The 15,454-nt window shown below is 71.8% G+C and carries 14 protein-coding genes; 8 read left to right on the top strand and 6 right to left on the bottom strand.

From position 1 onward, the window contains the following. The first annotated feature begins 19 nt into the window (after positions 1–19). The 4 genes from IOD14_RS26780 to IOD14_RS26765 are packed head-to-tail and all read left to right on the top strand — an operon-like array spanning position 20 to position 3,736. On the top strand, positions 20–1,303 hold the full coding sequence (locus tag IOD14_RS26780) for an ABC transporter substrate-binding protein (protein WP_212671751.1): 1,284 nt from the start codon (positions 20–22) through the stop codon (positions 1,301–1,303). Continuing rightward, positions 1,300–2,238: a sugar ABC transporter permease gene (locus tag IOD14_RS26775; RefSeq protein ID WP_212671750.1), complete on the top strand. Its 939-nt coding sequence runs from the start codon at positions 1,300–1,302 to the stop codon at positions 2,236–2,238. The genes IOD14_RS26780 and IOD14_RS26775 overlap by 4 nt, the downstream gene beginning before the upstream one ends. Then, on the top strand, positions 2,235–3,095 hold the full coding sequence (locus IOD14_RS26770; protein ID WP_212671749.1) for a carbohydrate ABC transporter permease: 861 nt from the start codon (positions 2,235–2,237) through the stop codon (positions 3,093–3,095). Before IOD14_RS26775 ends, IOD14_RS26770 begins: the two co-directional genes overlap by 4 nt. Further along, positions 3,092–3,736 (top strand): hypothetical protein, encoded by a 645-nt coding sequence (locus tag IOD14_RS26765; protein WP_212671748.1) that lies wholly within the window; start codon positions 3,092–3,094, stop codon positions 3,734–3,736. Before IOD14_RS26770 ends, IOD14_RS26765 begins: the two co-directional genes overlap by 4 nt. Here IOD14_RS26765 and IOD14_RS26760 read toward each other — a convergent pair. Continuing rightward, positions 3,720–5,963, bottom strand: a complete 2,244-nt coding sequence (locus IOD14_RS26760; protein ID WP_212671747.1) for a heavy metal translocating P-type ATPase — start codon at positions 5,961–5,963, stop codon at positions 3,720–3,722. The genes IOD14_RS26765 and IOD14_RS26760 overlap by 17 nt on opposite strands. A gap of 154 nt (positions 5,964–6,117) precedes the next feature. Here IOD14_RS26760 and IOD14_RS26755 point away from each other — a divergent pair, with 154 nt between their 5' ends. Next, entirely contained in the window at positions 6,118–7,077 is a 960-nt protein-coding gene (locus tag IOD14_RS26755) for a hypothetical protein (protein WP_123987363.1), read from the top strand. Between the two features lie 161 nt (positions 7,078–7,238). Here the strand turns inward: IOD14_RS26755 and IOD14_RS26750 are convergent, their stop codons facing one another. The 3 genes from IOD14_RS26750 to IOD14_RS26740 form a co-directional block, all read right to left on the bottom strand. Then, a complete protein-coding gene (locus IOD14_RS26750) occupies positions 7,239–8,114 on the bottom strand; it encodes a PhzF family phenazine biosynthesis isomerase (RefSeq protein ID WP_212671746.1) in 876 nt (291 codons plus the stop codon). 97 nt (positions 8,115–8,211) lie between these two features. Beyond that, positions 8,212–10,032 (bottom strand): glycoside hydrolase family 15 protein, encoded by a 1,821-nt coding sequence (locus IOD14_RS26745; protein WP_123987361.1) that lies wholly within the window; start codon positions 10,030–10,032, stop codon positions 8,212–8,214. Positions 10,033–10,190: 158 nt separating this feature from the next. After that, positions 10,191–10,970 carry a DeoR/GlpR family DNA-binding transcription regulator gene (locus IOD14_RS26740; RefSeq protein ID WP_123987360.1) on the bottom strand — a complete coding sequence of 260 codons (780 nt, stop codon included), beginning with the start codon at positions 10,968–10,970 and terminating at the stop codon, positions 10,191–10,193. A 123-nt stretch (positions 10,971–11,093) separates the two neighbouring features. Between IOD14_RS26740 and IOD14_RS26735 the strand changes: the two genes are divergently transcribed. Continuing rightward, positions 11,094–11,978, top strand: a complete 885-nt coding sequence (locus IOD14_RS26735) for a sugar isomerase (protein ID WP_212671745.1) — start codon at positions 11,094–11,096, stop codon at positions 11,976–11,978. An 8-nt stretch (positions 11,979–11,986) separates the two neighbouring features. Then, positions 11,987–12,838: a class II fructose-bisphosphate aldolase gene (locus IOD14_RS26730; protein WP_123987358.1), complete on the top strand. Its 852-nt coding sequence runs from the start codon at positions 11,987–11,989 to the stop codon at positions 12,836–12,838. Here the strand turns inward: IOD14_RS26730 and IOD14_RS26725 are convergent. Further along, complete coding sequence (locus IOD14_RS26725) at positions 12,819–13,580, bottom strand: class I SAM-dependent methyltransferase (RefSeq protein ID WP_212671744.1); 762 nt, start codon at positions 13,578–13,580, stop codon at positions 12,819–12,821. The genes IOD14_RS26730 and IOD14_RS26725 overlap by 20 nt on opposite strands. Then, on the bottom strand, positions 13,573–14,715 hold the full coding sequence (locus IOD14_RS26720) for a methyltransferase (protein WP_212671743.1): 1,143 nt from the start codon (positions 14,713–14,715) through the stop codon (positions 13,573–13,575). Before IOD14_RS26720 ends, IOD14_RS26725 begins: the two co-directional genes overlap by 8 nt. Positions 14,716–14,783: 68 nt before the next feature. Between IOD14_RS26720 and IOD14_RS26715 the strand changes: the two genes are divergently transcribed. Then, positions 14,784–15,425, top strand: a complete 642-nt coding sequence (locus IOD14_RS26715) for an alpha-ketoglutarate-dependent dioxygenase AlkB (protein ID WP_212671742.1) — start codon at positions 14,784–14,786, stop codon at positions 15,423–15,425. The last annotated feature ends 29 nt before the right edge of the window (positions 15,426–15,454 follow it).

Below are 15,454 nucleotides of genomic sequence, written 5' to 3'. Positions count from 1 at the left end.
GGGATGAGGTGACCTCGGCATGCCCGGACACAGGACAAAGGGGTTCTGCGCTTCGGCCGTCGCACTAGCGCTCTGCGCGCTGGCGGCCGGTTGCGGGGGATCCGGGGAATCGGTCGGCGGCGGCAAGGTCGTGCTCCGCTACACGTGGTGGGGCAACCCCGACCGTGCGGAGCGCACCGAGCAGGCCGTCGCCCTGTTCGAGAAACAGCACCCGAACATATCCGTGCAGACGTCGTTCTCGGGATACGACGCCTACAAGCAGAAGCTCGCCGTCCAGGCCTCGGGCGGCGACGCACCCGACGTGATGCAGCTCGACTACCGCCAGATCGACCAGTACGCCTCCGGTGGCGTCCTGCTCGACCTGGCGAAGCAGAAGGCCGTCCTGCGCACCTCCGAGATCGACCCCGGGCTGCTCGCCACCGGCCGCGTGGACGGCGGCCAGTACGCGATCCCGCAGGGCCGGGGTACCGAGACCGTCGTCTACGACGTCAAGGCCTGGCGGGGCTCCGGGGTGCCGCTCCCTCGCGCGGGCTGGACCTGGTCCCGATGGGCCGACTCCGTGCGGGAGTTGAAGAAGAGGACCGGCAAGCCCGGTGCCACCGACCCCGGGCAGAGCGAGGACGCCTTCGAGGTCTGGCTGCGCGGCCGGGGCAAGGCCCTCTACACCAAGAGCGGCGGCCTGGGCTTCACCGCCGCCGACCTCACCAAGTGGTGGACGTTCACCGACGAGTTGAGGCGCGAGGGCGTCGTCTCCCCGGCCGAGCAGACCACCCAGCTCGACGGCTCCGTGGAGAACACCCCGCTGGGCCGCGGCAAGGCCGTCTCCGACACCAACTGGGACGCCCCGTCGAGCGGTTACCTCGCCATCGTCCCGACCGGGATCGCCCTGGCGCCCATGCCGTCCGGCCCTGACGGCACTCCCGGCCAGTACTTCAAGCCTTCGATGTTCCTCGGCGTCTCCGCCCACACGGGCCACGCAGAGGAGGCCGCCCGGCTCGTCGACTTCCTCCTCAACGACGACGACGCGGCGAGGATCCTGGGCGCCACCCGCGGCATCCCCGTCAACGAGACCATCCGCAAGGAGACCGCACCGCTCCTCAAGGACTTCGACAGGACGGTCGCCGACTACCAGGCCTCCCTCGAAGGCAGGTTGAAGGATCCGCCGCAGGCCCCGCCCTCCGGTGACAACGCCCTCCAGAGCACCTTCCAGCGCGACTACGACCAGGTCTCCTACGAGCGCATGTCGCCCCGCGAGGCCGCCGAGAACTACGTCACCGAGGCGAAGGTGGAGCTGAGGTCATGACCACCACCGCGATCCCGACGGCGACGAAGGGGGCCGGCGCCGCCACCCCGAAGCGCCGTCCCCGGCGTGAACGCGAGGGCGCCGCCTGGGTGTTCCTCTCCCCGTGGGTCCTCGGAGCGAGCGTCCTCACCCTGCTGCCGATGGCCGTCTCGCTGTACCTGTCCTTCACCGACTACAACCTCTTCGACCCGCCCCACTGGGTGGGACTGCGCAACTACACGCAGATGTTCACCGAGGACCCGCGGTACTGGCGCTCGGTCGTCACGACGGTGACGTACGTCGTCATAGCCGTGCCCCTGCAGCTGGCGCTCGCCCTGGTCGTGGCCCTCGCCCTGAAGTCCATGAAGCGCGGCAAGGCCTTCTACCGTTCCGCGTTCTACGCCCCCTCGCTGCTCGGCGCCTCCATGTCGATCGCCCTCGTCTGGCGGGCCGTCTTCAACGACGGCGGCACCGTGGACAACCTGTTCGGCACCGGCGGCTGGGTCAACAAGCCCGGCTGGGCGCTGCTGGCCGTCGCGCTGCTGACGGTGTGGCAGTTCGGGGCGCCGATGGTCATCTTCCTCGCCGGGCTCCAGCAGATCCCGGCCGAGCTGTACGAGGCGGCCGCGGTGGACGGGGCGGGCCGGTGGCGGCAGTTCCTGTCCGTGACCGTGCCCATGCTGTCCCCGGTGCTCTTCTTCAACCTGGTCCTGCAGACCATCCAGGCCTTCCAGGTCTTCACCCCCGCCTTCGCGGTGAGCGCAGGCAAGGGCGGCCCCGCCGACTCCACCCTCGTCTACACCATGTACCTCTACGACCGCGGCTTCGTCGCCTCCCACATGGGCTACGCCTCCGCCATGGCGTGGGTGCTGCTCCTGGTCATCGGTGTCGTCACGGCGGTGCTGTTCCGCACCTCGCGTTCCTGGGTCTTCTACGCGTCCGAGGGGGACCGATGACCACAACTGCCCTTGCCCGCAAACCCGTTCGTTGGGGACGAGTGGCCCTGCACCTCGGCTGCCTGGCCGCCCTGATGGTGATGCTCTACCCGCTGGCCTGGCTCCTTGCCACCTCGCTCAAGCCCGCAGACGAGGTCATCGCGAGCCTCGACCTCCTGCCCGGCCACCTGGAGTGGTCCAACTACGAGACCGCCTTCGAGGGCGTCAACGAGGTCTCGGTCTGGCGGCTGCTGTCCAACTCCCTGCTGATCGCGGGCGGCGCGGTCCTCGGCAACGTCATCAGCTGCTCGCTCGCCGCCTACGCCTTCGCCCGGCTCCGCTTCCGCTTCCGCGGCCCGATGTTCGCGTTCATGATCGCCACGATCATGCTGCCGCACCACGCGATCCTGATCCCGCAGTACATCATCTTCAACCAGCTCGGCCTGGTGAACACCTACTGGCCGCTGATCCTGCCCAAGTTCCTCGCCACGGAGGCGTTCTTCGTCTTTCTCATCGTGCAGTTCATGCGCGGTCTGCCGCGCGAGCTGGAGGAGGCGGCCCGTATCGACGGCTGCGGGCCCTTCCGCAGCTTTTTCCGGATCGTGCTGCCCCTGACCCGGCCCGCGCTGATCACCACGGCGATCTTCACCTTCATCTGGACGTGGAACGACTTCTTCACCCAGCTCATCTACCTCTTCGACCCGGACAAGTTCACGCTCATGCTCGCCCTGCGCTCGTTCGTGGACGCCTCCAGCCAGTCGGCGTTCGGCCCGATGTTCGCGATGTCGGTGATCGCGCTGCTGCCGATCGTGCTGTTCTTCCTGGCCTTCCAGCGGTTCCTGGTGGAGGGCATGGCCAGTTCGGGACTCAAGGGATGAGCGACATGCGCGCACGTGAGCCCGGTGAGGTCTTCGGCCCCCGCATGACCCTGTTCGCCGACATGCTCGGCGTCGGCCTGGCGACGACTGTGGCCGGCCTGCCCGTGGTGACCTTCCCGGCCGCGCTGTCGACCGCGTGCGCGGTGCTGCGGGGTGCGGGGGAGGGGCAACCCGCCACCGCGGGACGGTACTTCGCGGTCCTGCGGCGCCGGCTCAGGGCCGGTGACCTGGTGGCGGGCGCCGCCGCCCTGGCCGGTGCGCTGCTGTTCCTGGCGGACCTGGCGCTGGCCCGGGCCGGGCTGCCGGGGGCACCGCTGTTCGCGGTGGTGGCCGCCGGCATCGGCGCGGCCGCCCTCGTGGTGGGCCTGCGGGCCTGCGCCCGCCCCGAGTCGCTCACCGACTGGCCGGGCGCCCTGCGGAGGGCTGCCCGGGACGCCGTGGCGGACGTCGGCGGGAGCGCCCTGGTACTGCTCGCCGTGGCCACGGCGGCACTGTGCGCCTGGATGCTGGTGCCGCTGGCCTTCCTGGTCCCCGGGCCGCTGGCGCTGGCGCTGACCGCGGTGCAGGTCCGACTCGGCGGCATGTTCAGGAGCGTGCCCGGGACGCGGGGCGATGCCGGAGGTGTCAGCGGGTCGCCGTGAAGGACCGCAGCCGCAGCGAGTTGCCGACCACGAACACCGACGAGAACGCCATGGCCGCGCCCGCCAGCATCGGGTTGAGCAGTCCGGCCGCCGCGAGCGGCAGTGCGGCCACGTTGTAGGCGAAGGCCCAGAAGAGGTTGGACCGGATCGTCCCCAGGGTGCGGCGGGCCAGGCGGATGGCGTCCGCCGCGGCCCGCAGGTCGCCCCGGACGAGGGTCAGGTCGCCCGCCTCGATCGCCGCGTCGGTGCCGGTGCCCATCGCCAGTCCCAGATCGGCCTGGGCGAGTGCGGCCGCGTCGTTGACACCGTCGCCGACCATCGCGACCGAACGGCCCTGCGCCTGGAGCCGCTTGACGACGTCGACCTTGTCCTCGGGCAGCACCTCGGCGATCACCTGCTCGGGGTCGATGCCGACCTCGCGGGCCACGGACTCGGCCACGGCCCGGTTGTCACCGGTCAGCAGGATCGGGGTGAGGCCGAGCGCGCGCAGGCGGGCGATCGCCTCACGGCTGGTGTCCTTGACCGCGTCGGCGACCTCCAGGACGGCCCGTGCCTCGCCGTCCCAGGCGACCGCGATCACCGTACGGCCCGCCGACTCCGCCGTGGTCTTCATGAGCCGAAGCTCCTCGGGCAGCTCGATCGCCCACTCCTGGAGCAACCGCTCACGTCCGACGAGGACCGCGTGACCGTCGACGACTCCCTGCACTCCGAGCCCCGGCACGTTCGCGAAGTCCTCCGGGGCGGGCAGTGAACCCAGCTTCTGCAGCGCTCCGTCGGCGACCGCGCGGGCCACCGGGTGCTCCGACGCGTGCTCCAGAGCCCCCGCCAGTCGCAGGACCTCGGCCTCGTCGGTGCCGTAGGCGGTGTGCACGGCCAGCAGGGTCATCCGGCCGGTGGTGACGGTGCCGGTCTTGTCCAGGACGACGGTGTCGACGCGCCGTGTGGACTCCAGGACCTCGGGCCCCTTGATGAGGATGCCGAGCTGTGCGCCGCGCCCCGTCCCGACCAGCAGCGCGGTCGGCGTGGCGAGGCCCAGTGCGCACGGGCAGGCGATGATCAGCACGGCCACGGCGGCGGTGAACGCGGCGGCCGAGCCGGCGCCGTTGCCGAGCCAGAAGCCGAGGGTGCCGAGGGCGAGCGCGATCACCACCGGCACGAACACCGCGGAGATCCGGTCCGCGAGCCGCTGCGCGGCCGCCTTGCCGTTCTGGGCGTCCTCGACCAGCTTGGCCATCCGCGCGAGCTGGGTGTCGGAACCCACCCGGGTCGCCTCGACGACGAGCCGTCCGCCCGCGTTGAGGGTGGCGCCGGTGACCGTGTCGCCGGGGGTGACCTCCACCGGCACGGACTCACCGGTGAGCATCGAGGCGTCCACGGCGGAGGAGCCCTCGATCACGGTCCCGTCGGTGGCGATCTTCTCCCCGGGACGGACGAGGAAGCGGTCGCCCACCGTCAACTCCGCCACCGGCACGGTCTGTTCACGGCCGTCCGCGTGCAGCACGGTGACGTCCTTCGCGCCCAGCTCCAGCAGCGCCTTGAGGGCCGCGCCGGCCCTGCGCTTGGAGCGGGCCTCGAAGTACCGCCCTGCCAGGATGAACGCGGTGACCCCGGCCGCGGCCTCCAGGTACAGGTTCCCGGTGCCGTCCCCGCGGGCGATCGTCAGCTCGAAGGGGTGCTTCATGCCCGGCGTGCCCGCGGTCCCGAGGAACAGGGCCCACAGCGACCAGCCGAAGGCGGCCGCCGTACCGACCGAGATCAGCGTGTCCATGGTGGCCGCGCCGTGCCGGGCGTTGGTGAAGGCCGCCTTGTGGAAGGGCCATCCGGCGTACGTCACCACGGGCGCCGCCAGCGTCAGGGACAGCCACTGCCAGTACTCGAACTGCAGCGCCGGGATCATCGCCATCGCGACGACGGGGACCGACAGCACCACGGCGGTCACCAACCGCTCGCGCAGGGAACGCAGTTCGTCGGGTTCCTCGCTGCCGGAGGCGGCGGGCTCCGGTGGTGCCGGCTCCCGGGCCGTGTAGCCGGTCCTCTCGACGGTCGCTATCAGATCCTGGACCGACACCCCGGCGTCAAACGTGACCTTGGCCTTCTCGGTGGCGTAGTTGACGGTGGCGGTGACCCCGTCCATGCGGTTGAGCTTCTTCTCGATGCGCGCCGCGCACGAGGCGCAGGTCATGCCGCCGATGGCGAGTTCGGTCTCGGCTGCCGCGGTGGTGGTCATCGCCGCTCCTCATGGGTACCGGGTGGGGGTATGGTGGCTTGCGTCTCATGTATACCCCGGGTGGGTATCCGAGGCAAGTTGCTCAACGGGTTGACTTCATACCCCCCAGGGGTATGGTGAGGTGCATTGAGAACCCCTATCGGAGGTGCCGACCATGCACACGGGTCTGAAGATCACCGCATTCGCCGCCGCCCTCGCCGCGACGTTCGGCACCGCCTACGGCGTGGGCCAGGGCATCGGCCCCGTCGTCGACGAGAAGGCGCCCGCACGCCATGACGCGCACACGGACGAGACCACCACCCCGGCCCATGGATCACCACCGGCCGGCGGGCTCCAGATCTCCGAGGGCGGCTACACCCTGGACCTGCGCACCCCTCGACTCACGGCCGGACGCACCGCCGACCTCCGCTTCGCCATCCGCGGCGACGACGGCCGCGCGGTCACCGCGTTCCGCCGCGAGCACGACAAGGAACTCCACCTCATCGTCGCCTCGCGCGATCTGAACACCTACCGTCATCTGCACCCCACCCGGGCCGCCGACGGCACCTGGAGCATCCCCGTGTCCCTGCCCCGAGCGGGCGGCTACCGGGTCTTCGCCGACTTCACCCCGGAGAAGAAGGGCGCCGAGAACCTCACCCTCGGCGCGGATCTGGCCGTGTCGGGCACCTACGCTCCGCAGAACCTCCCGGCGCCGAACACCCTCGTCACCACCGACGGCTACGAGGTGAAGCTCGGCGGAGCGCTGCGCCCCGGGGCCGCCCGCGAGCTGAAACTGACGGTGTCCCGGGGCGGCAGGCCGGTCACCGACCTGGAGCCCTACCTCGGCGCCTACGGCCACCTGGTCGCCCTGCGCTCCGGTGACCTCGCCTACCTCCACGTCCACCCGGGCGGCGAACCCGGCGACGGCTCGACCGAGCCCGGCCCGGACATCTCCTTCACGGCCACGGCGCCCAGCGGCGGCAGCTACCGGCTCTTCCTCGACTTCAAGCACGAGGGCAAGGTGCACACCGCCGCGTTCACGGTCCGGGCGGGTGGAGCGGCGACCGCCGAGCAGGCCCCCGGGGAATCCTCCCCGGAGGCTCCCCACGAGACCGCGGGCGAGCACGGCCACTGAGTCGGGAGTCTTGCCCGGCGTCCCTGGGACGTCCGCCGCACCGGACCGGGCTGCCGGGGCACAGGGCCCCCGTCCCCGGGTCGGGCGCCGGTCGCGCGTCGCACGCCGGTGGTGCCCGGATCGCTCGACCGGCGCGGCGCCGTCAAGCCGTCCTCGCCGCCTCAGCCGATGCGCGTCCCCGCGCCGCCGACCCGGACCCGGGGGTCGCCCGGCCGCAGGGTCACCGTGAGCTCGCCGGGACGGCCCAGGTCCTCGCCCTGGTGCAGGGTGAGGACGGCGTCCTCGGGGACCAGGCCGAGCTCGCGCGCGTAGGCACCGAATGCGGCGGCCGCGGCACCGGTCGCCGGGTCCTCGACGACACCGCCGACGGGGAAGGGGTCACGGACATGGAATACGGTGTCCGACTCCCGCCACACCAGCTGGACGGTGGTCAGGTCCAGCCGGTGCATCAGCGCTTCGAGGCGCGCGAAGTCGTACGCCAGGTCCGCGAGGCGCGCGCGAGTCGCCGCCGCCAGGACGAGATGGCGGGCACCGGCGAAGGCGATCCGGGGCGGGAACGCCGGGTCGAGATCCGTGGCCGGCCAGTCGAGCGCGGCGAGCGCCTCCGCGAGGTCGGCGTCGGAGATCTCCTCGACATGGGGAGCGACGCTGGTCAGCGTGGCCCTGACCGTCCCGCCCTCCTCGGTGACCGTCACCGGCACCGTCCCGGCAGGGGTGGCGAACACCAGCTCCCCCGGGCCGATCCGCTCGGCCAGCGCCACCGCGGTCGCGACGGTGGCGTGCCCGCAGAACGGCACCTCTGCCTTGGGGCTGAAGTACCGGATGGTGAACGCCCGTCCCTCCGGCCCGTCGAGGCCCTCGGGCGGCGCGGTCAGGAAGGCGGACTCCGAGTATCCGAGCTCGGCGGCGATGGCCAGCATGTCGCCGTCGTCCAGGACACTGGCGTCCAGTACGACACCGGCGGGGTTGCCGCCCTCGGGGGTGCTGGAGAAGGCGGTGTATCGCAGGACCTCGGGTCGCGGCGCGTTCGTCGTCATGACGGCGACAACAGGAGATCTGCCTGCGGCTATTCCGCGTTCCCGGCCGTCGGGTGGACCGGCGCATTCCCGGCCCCAGGAGGACCGGGCCCGCTCCTCAGCCCAGGGCCCGGTCCAGGTTGAACGCCGCGCTGATCAGGGCGAGATGGGTGAACGCCTGCGGGAAGTTGCCCTGTTGCTCGCCGGTGTTGCTGATCTCCTCGGCGTACAGGCCCAGATGGTTGGCGTAGGTGAGCATCTTCTCGAAGGCCAGACGTGCCTCCTCGATCCGCCCGGCGTGCACCATGGCCTCGACGTACCAGAACGAGCAGATCGAGAAGGTGCCCTCGTCGCCGCGCAGTCCGTCCGGGCTCGCCATCGGGTCGTAACGGTAGACCAGGGAGTCCGACACCAGTTCCTCGGTCAACGCGTCCAGCGTGGAGAGCCACTTGGGGTCCGTCGGCGCGATGAACTTCGTCAGCGGCATCATCAGCACGGCCGCGTCCAGCACGTCGCCGTCCTCGTGCTGCACGAACGCCTGCCGGCTCTCCGACCAGCCGCGCCGCATGATCCGGCGGTAGATGGTGTCGCGGCACTCCCGCCAGCGGTTGAGGTCGGCGGGCAGCCCGCGCCGGTTCGCCATCCGGATCGCCCGCTCGATCGCCACCCAGCACATCAACCGCGAGTACAGGAAGTTCTTGCGGCCGCCGCGGGTCTCCCAGATGCCCTCGTCGGGCTGGTCCCAGTGCGCGCACACCCACTCCACCAGCGTGCACACGTCGTCCCACTGACCGCTGGAGATCGGTTTGGCCCACTTGTCGTAGAGGTAGATCGAGTCGATCAGGGCGCCGTAGATGTCGAGTTGGAGCTGGTCGGCGGCCGCGTTGCCGACCCGGACCGGCGCGGAGCTCCGATGCCCTTCCAGATGGAGGAGTTCACGCTCCGTCAGATCGGTGCGCCCGTCGATGCCGTACATGATCTGGAGCGGGCCCGAGGGGCCGTGTCCCTCCGGGCTGACATGTCGGATCAGGAAGTCCATGAACTGCTCGGCCTCGCTGGTGAAGCCGAGCCGCAGCAGCGCATACACACAGAAGGCCGCGTCGCGCACCCACACGTACCGGTAGTCCCAGTTGCGCTCGCCGCCGAGCTGTTCGGGCAGGCTCGTGGTCGGGGCGGCCACGATGGCGCCGGTGGGCGCGTAGGTGAGCAGCTTCAGGGTGAGGGCGGAGCGGTGCACCATCTCCCGCCAGCGGCCCCGGTACTTGGAGGCCGAGAGCCAGTGCCGCCAGTAGGCGACCGTGCTGTTGAACTGCTCCTCCGCCTCGGTGCGCGCGCACCGGCGCGGGGTTACCTCGCCGCCGACCTGGTCCAGCGCGAACACCGCCGACTCGCCCTCGGAGAGCTTGAAGTCGGCCCGTACGTCCGGGCCTTCGGTCTCCAGTGTCACCGTCGCGGTCAGCCCGAGGGACAGCTTCGGGGACTCGAACACCGCGACGTCCCCGACCATGCGCAGGGTGTGCGGCTGGGCCCCGTAGTCGAAGCGCGGGGCGACCCGCGTGCGGAACGGGATCGAGCCGCGCACGCACAGCACCCGACGGATCAGCCGGTGCCGCTCGATCTCCACCGTGTCGCCGTCGACCGGCATGAAGTCCTGGACCTCGCCCACGCCGTCCTCGGTGTAGAACCGGGTGATCAGGACGTTGGTGTCGGGGAAGTAGAACTGCTTGGTCCTGGCTGGCACCGCCGCCGCCAGTTCGAAGCGGCCGCCGCGCTCCGCGTCCAGGATCGACGCGAAAACGCTCGGCGCGTCGAAGGACGGGCAGCAGTACCAGTCGATCGTGCCGTCGGTCCCGACCAGTGCCACACTGCGCAGGTCGCCGATCAGGCCGTGCTCGGCGATCGGCAGGTATGCCGTGCCGTTCCCAGGTGCTCCGCTCATCGCAGCCTCCTGCCGATCAGCCTAAGCAGGATCGGCCACGGGTGTCAGGGGAACGGCCGTCCCGTTCGGCCTCTCGTGCGGCCCCCGGCTCGGCCCCCCGTGCTGCCGCCTCCGGTTCGGCCCACCGGCGCGGCCCTCCCCTCGTGCGGTGCGGGCCCTCAGACGGTGAGGACGCGTACCCCCGCCTCCTCGAACCGCCGGACCGTCTCCGGCGCCGCCGCCGAGTCCGTGACCAGCGTGCCGACCCTCTCGGCACCGCAGATCCGGGCGAACGCCCGCTGCCCGAGCTTGCTGGAATCGGCGGCCACGACCACCCGCTCGGCCCGCTCGCACAGCAGTCGGTTGATCGCCGCCTCCGCCTCGTCGTGGGCGGCGGCACCGTGCGTGGCGTCGAAGGCGACGACACCGAGCACCGCCACGTCGAGAGTGATCTGACCGAGCACCCCGTCCGCGAGCGGCCCGACCAGCTCGTACGACTGGGGACGCGCGACCCCGCCCGTCAGCACGATCTTGAACTGAGGGCGTACGGCCAGCTCATTGGCGATGTTGAGCGCGTTGGTGACGATCGTCAGCGCGGGCGAGCCGCTGGAGAGGTCCCCGCGCACGGCGAGCGCCCGCGCCACCTCGGTGGTGGTCGTGCCACCGGTCAGGCCCACGGCCTCGCCGGGCGCGATCAGCTCCCCGACCGCCTTGGCGATGCGCTGCTTCTCGGAGGCGTGGCGGGCCGTCTTGTACCGCAGCGGCAGCTCGTACGACACCCCGTGCACGACGGCGCCGCCCCGGGTGCGCACCAGCATCTGCTGTTCGGCCAGCTGGTCGAGGTCGCGGCGGATCGTCGCGGCCGAGACCTCCAGCTCGACGGCCGCTTCCTCGACGTCCAGCCGGCCCCGATCGACCAGCAGCTCCAGCAGCGCCTTCCAACGGGCGTCCCGGGACATCCGCACCCTCCGCTCCTCCGCCTCCCGGTGACCCTAGCGCACCGCACCTGTGCGCGAATGCTTGATTGTGCTTGAAAGTGCGCTGTATCTTGCAGGAAAAATCAAAACGACGGAGGTGTGCCCATGACCCATGTCGAGGACGAGCTGACCAGTCAGCCCGAGTGCTGGACCCGTGCGGCCGCGGCGGCCGCGCACCACTCCGACGCGCTCCCCGCGGCCGGGGAACGGGTCGCGATCGTCGGCTGCGGCACCTCGTACTTCATGGCACAGGCGGTGGCGGCGCTGCGCGAAGGCGCGGGCCAGGGAGAGACGGACGCCTTCGCCGCCTCGGAGTTCCCCCGCGGCCGCTCCTACGACCGGGTCGTCGCCCTCACCCGCTCCGGCACGACGACCGAAGTCCTGGACCTGCTGGGCCGGTTGAAGGGCGGCACCCGCACCACGGCCCTCACCGCGGACCCCGCCACCCCCGTCATGACCGCCGCCGACGAGGTCGTCGTCCTCGACTTCGCCGACGAACGCTCCGTCGTCCAGACGAGGTTCGCGACCACCGCCCTCACCCTGCTCCGCGCCCACCTGGGCCTGCACACCGACGCCGTCGTCGCCGACGCCCGCACCGCGCTCTCGACGCCCCTGCCCGACGGCCTCGTCGCGTGCACGCAGTTCACCTTCCTCGGCCGGGGATGGACCGTGGGGCTGGCCAACGAGGCCGGGCTGAAGATGCGCGAGGCGTCCCTCGCCTGGACCGAGGCCTACCCCGCGATGGAGTACCGGCACGGTCCGATCAGCATCACCACCCACGGCACCGCCACCTGGATGCTCGGCGAAGCCCCCGAAGGGCTGGCCGAACAGGTGCGGGAGACCGGCGGACTGTGGGTGCCGGGCGCCCTGGACCCCCTGGCCGAACTGGTCCGCGTGCAGCGCCTCGCGGTCGCCGTCGCCGCCGCCCGCGGCCTCGACCCGGACCAGCCCCGCCACCTCACCCGTTCGGTGATCCTCGACCGCCCCTAGGAGACGTCGTGCCCCTGGTCACCACCGGCGAGCTCGTCACCCGCGCCGCCACCACCCGCTCCGCGGTCGCCGCCTTCAACATCATCACCCTGGAACACGTCGAGGCCGTCATCGCCGCCGCCGAGTCCCTCGACTCGCCCGTCGTACTCCAAGTCAGCGAGAACGCCGTCAAGTTCCGCCACGGCCGCCTCCACCCGCTCTCCCGCGCCGCCGTCACCGCGGCCGAACACGCCGCCGTACCCGTCGCGTTGCACCTCGACCACGTCCAGAGCGACGACCTGCTCCGCCAGGCGGCCGACGCCGGCTTCGGCTCCGTGATGTACGACGCGGCCCACCTGCCCTACGCCGAGAACCTCGCCGCGACCCGGGCCGCCGCAGACTGGGCGCACTCCCAAGGACTGTGGATCGAGGCGGAGTTGGGTGAGGTGGGCGGCAAGCAGGGCCGGCCCCCGCTGGACGCCCACGCCCCCGGCGCCCGCACCGACCCCGTCGAGGCCCGCGCCTTCGTCACCGACTCCGGCGTGGACGCCCTCGCCGTGGCCATCGGCAGCGCCCACGCGATGACCGAACGCACCGCCACCCTCGACCACGACCTCCTCAAGCACCTCTCCGCCGTGCTGGAGGTGCCCCTCGTCCTGCACGGCTCCTCCGGAGTCCGCGACGACGAACTCACCGCGGCGGTCGCGGGCGGCATCGCCAAGGTCAACGTCGGCACCGCGCTCAACGTCGCCATGACGGGCGCGATCCGGGAGTTCCTGGCGGCTCACCCCGAGGCGGTGGACTCCCGCAAGTACCTGAGCGCGGGGCGGGACGCGATGGTCGAGGCCGCCCGGCGGATCATCAGGCTGCTCGGGCCGTGAGAACGGGCTGGTAGAAGCCGCCGGCGGCCGGATCGTGCCACCGCACGCCGGTGAAACCGGCCGCGGTCACGAACTCCGTCAACTGCGAACGGGTCAGCGCCCAGGAGGTCGTACGGCGCACGCGGACGGCCCAACCGTCCCCGTCGCCTGGCACGAGCTGGAAGTGCTCCACGTCGTAGCGCTCACCGTCCTCGTGCCAGTGCCACAGCTGGAAGGTGACCACCCGGTCGTCGGAGGTCCCGGAGACCTGCGGGGGCGATGCGCCGGGTCTGGTCCGGCGGATCTCGTCGTAGTCCCGGAGCGTGAGCAGCAGCAGGCCGTCGTCCCGCAGCACCCGCCGCATGCCCGCGAGCGCGGCCCCGACATCCGGGGCCGTCAGCAGATGCGCCACCGAGTTGTCGGCGCAGACCACCACGTCGAAGACACCCGGCGCGAACGGCAGCCGCCGCATGTCCGCGGCGGCCGTCGGCAGCAGGGCGCCGCGGGCCGATGCCTCCACCGCGGCGCGAGCGGCGGCCACGGGACTGAGGTCGCTGCCCACGACCCGGTGCCCCGCCAGGGCCAGGCCGATCGCCTGGGTCCCGATCCCGCACGCGCAGTCGAGGACCCGGTGCGGGCCCGGCCCCAGGAGGGCTCCCAGAGCCGCCGCCTGATGGGCCATGCTCGCGTCCCAGTCCGCGAAGATCCGGTGGTAGTCCGGAGCCAGCGAGTCGTAGAAGTCGCGCGCCGAGGAATCAGTCACTCGATCTCTTCACCGCTTTCAGCACCACGAACTTCGGGTCGCTGGCGACCAGTTGGCTGTTGCCGAACAGCTTCCGCAGCTTCACGTGGTACCCGAGGTGGCGGTTCCCGACCACCCACAGCTCACCGCCGGGCCGCAGCGCCCTGCGCGCATCGGTGAACATCCGCCAGGCCGTCGTGTCCGTCGTGGCCTGGTGGGAGTGGAACGGCGGGTTGTTGAGGACGAGGTCGACGCTGCCCGCCGGGACCCCCGCCAGACCGTCCCCGACCCGGAACTCCGCGTGCCCCGGCACCCCGTTGGCCTTGTACGTCCCCTCGGCCGAGGCGACGGCCTGGAAGGACTCGTCCACGAACAGCACCTCGGCCTCGGGGTCGGCGAGGGCCACGGCCGTGCCGACGACTCCGTTGCCGCAGCCCAGGTCCACGACCCGCCGGGAGCCGCGGCCGTCCGGGAGGTGCTGGAGGAAGAACCGGGTGCCGATGTCGAGGCGGTCCGCGCAGAAGACGCCCGCGTGGTTGAGGACGGTCCGGCCGGAGGCGGCACCGATGCCCTCGGGAAGCGTGTAGCCGTACGGCCAGGGGTTGGCGGGCCGTTCGAGCGTCGGCTCCGGGGTGCAGTGGATGAGCCGGGCCTTCTTCTCGGCCAGCGAGGTGCGGGTCGGCCCGAGGATCCGTTCGAACAACCGGAGCGTCGAGGTGTGGATCTCCTTCACCATTCCGGTGCCGACCACGACCGTGCTCTCGTGCACCGCGGGCGCCAGCCGCAGCAACTGGTCCTCCAGCAGGGCCAGGCTCTTCGGCACCCGCACCAGCAGGACGTCGATGCGGCCGGGCGGCGGGTCCTGCGTGGTGAGCAGCCGGACGGTGCCGGGCTCGACGTCGGCGCGCCCGAGGTTGGCCCGGGTCGCCTCCTGGCTGAGGAAGGAGTCGGTGATCTGCACCGGCCGGTGCGCGGCCAGCGCGGTGACCAGGGCGCCCCAGCGGTCCCCGACCACCACGACCGTGCCGGACAGGGCCACCCGCTCGTCCGCCAGATGCCTCAGCAGATACTCGTCGGAGGCGTCCCAGGCGCGCAGCCGGTCACGCGGGTCCTCGGGGAAACGGGTGAGCGCGAGCTCGCCCCAGGGGGTCGTCATACGGTCGTCCATCGTGCGTCAAGGCTATCGGAGTCGCAGCTCAGACCGGCTCGGGCAGGATGGAGGGCATGGAAGCCGAGCTGTTCCCCCGGCCCCGCGCGCAGGTCGCGCCCGGTGCGGTGCATGTGCCCGACTGGCTGGTCCCGGCACGGCAGCGCGAGCTCCTGGAGGCCTGCCGGGAGTGGGCGCGTCCGCCCGCCGGACTGCGCACGGTGCGCACCCCGGGCGGCGGCACCATGACCGCCCGGCAGGTCTGCCTGGGCTGGCACTGGTACCCGTACGCCTACGCCCGCACGGTCGCCGACGGCGACGGGTCACCGGTGAAGCCCTTCCCGCCCTGGCTGGGCGAGCTGGGCCGGCGGGCGGTCCGGGACGCCCTGGGCGCCGACGTCCGCGGATACGACATCGCACTGATCAACTTCTACGACGGCGACGCCCGCATGGGCATGCACCGCGACAGCGACGAGAAGTCGGACGCGCCCGTGGTCTCCTTGAGCCTCGGCGACACCTGTGTCTTCCGCTTCGGCAACCCCGAGACCCGGACCAGGCCCTACACGGACGTCGAGCTGCGCAGCGGCGACCTGTTCGTGTTCGGCGGCCCGTCGCGGCTCGCCCACCACGGGGTGCCCCGGGTGCATCCGGGCACCGCGCCGCCCGAGTTGGGGCTGACCGGGCGCCTCAACATCACGCTGCGGGTCAGCGGCCTGTAGGCCGTCGGCACGAACGGATCATGGGAGAC

The sequence above is a fragment of the Streptomyces sp. A2-16 genome, assembly GCF_018128905.1.
Taxonomy (GTDB): domain Bacteria; phylum Actinomycetota; class Actinomycetes; order Streptomycetales; family Streptomycetaceae; genus Streptomyces.
Note: the sequence above shows the minus strand (reverse complement) of the source record. Positions and strands in the feature narration are given on the sequence as shown.

What these genes read in the sequence shown, in the direction of transcription:
- IOD14_RS26755 (WP_123987363.1), top strand. Translation starts at nt 6,118, where the DNA reads ATGCACACGGGTCTGAAGATCACCGCATTCGCCGCCGCCCTCGCCGCG.
- IOD14_RS26760 (WP_212671747.1), bottom strand. Translation starts at nt 5,963, where the DNA reads ATGACCACCACCGCGGCAGCCGAGACCGAACTCGCCATCGGCGGCATG.
- IOD14_RS26775 (WP_212671750.1), top strand. Translation starts at nt 1,300, where the DNA reads ATGACCACCACCGCGATCCCGACGGCGACGAAGGGGGCCGGCGCCGCC.
- IOD14_RS26745 (WP_123987361.1), bottom strand. Translation starts at nt 10,032, where the DNA reads ATGAGCGGAGCACCTGGGAACGGCACGGCATACCTGCCGATCGCCGAG.
- IOD14_RS26780 (WP_212671751.1), top strand. Translation starts at nt 20, where the DNA reads ATGCCCGGACACAGGACAAAGGGGTTCTGCGCTTCGGCCGTCGCACTA.
- IOD14_RS26765 (WP_212671748.1), top strand. Translation starts at nt 3,092, where the DNA reads ATGAGCGACATGCGCGCACGTGAGCCCGGTGAGGTCTTCGGCCCCCGC.
- IOD14_RS26770 (WP_212671749.1), top strand. Translation starts at nt 2,235, where the DNA reads ATGACCACAACTGCCCTTGCCCGCAAACCCGTTCGTTGGGGACGAGTG.
- IOD14_RS26735 (WP_212671745.1), top strand. Translation starts at nt 11,094, where the DNA reads ATGACCCATGTCGAGGACGAGCTGACCAGTCAGCCCGAGTGCTGGACC.
- IOD14_RS26715 (WP_212671742.1), top strand. Translation starts at nt 14,784, where the DNA reads ATGGAAGCCGAGCTGTTCCCCCGGCCCCGCGCGCAGGTCGCGCCCGGT.
- IOD14_RS26740 (WP_123987360.1), bottom strand. Translation starts at nt 10,970, where the DNA reads ATGTCCCGGGACGCCCGTTGGAAGGCGCTGCTGGAGCTGCTGGTCGAT.
- IOD14_RS26750 (WP_212671746.1), bottom strand. Translation starts at nt 8,114, where the DNA reads ATGACGACGAACGCGCCGCGACCCGAGGTCCTGCGATACACCGCCTTC.
- IOD14_RS26720 (WP_212671743.1), bottom strand. Translation starts at nt 14,715, where the DNA reads ATGACGACCCCCTGGGGCGAGCTCGCGCTCACCCGTTTCCCCGAGGAC.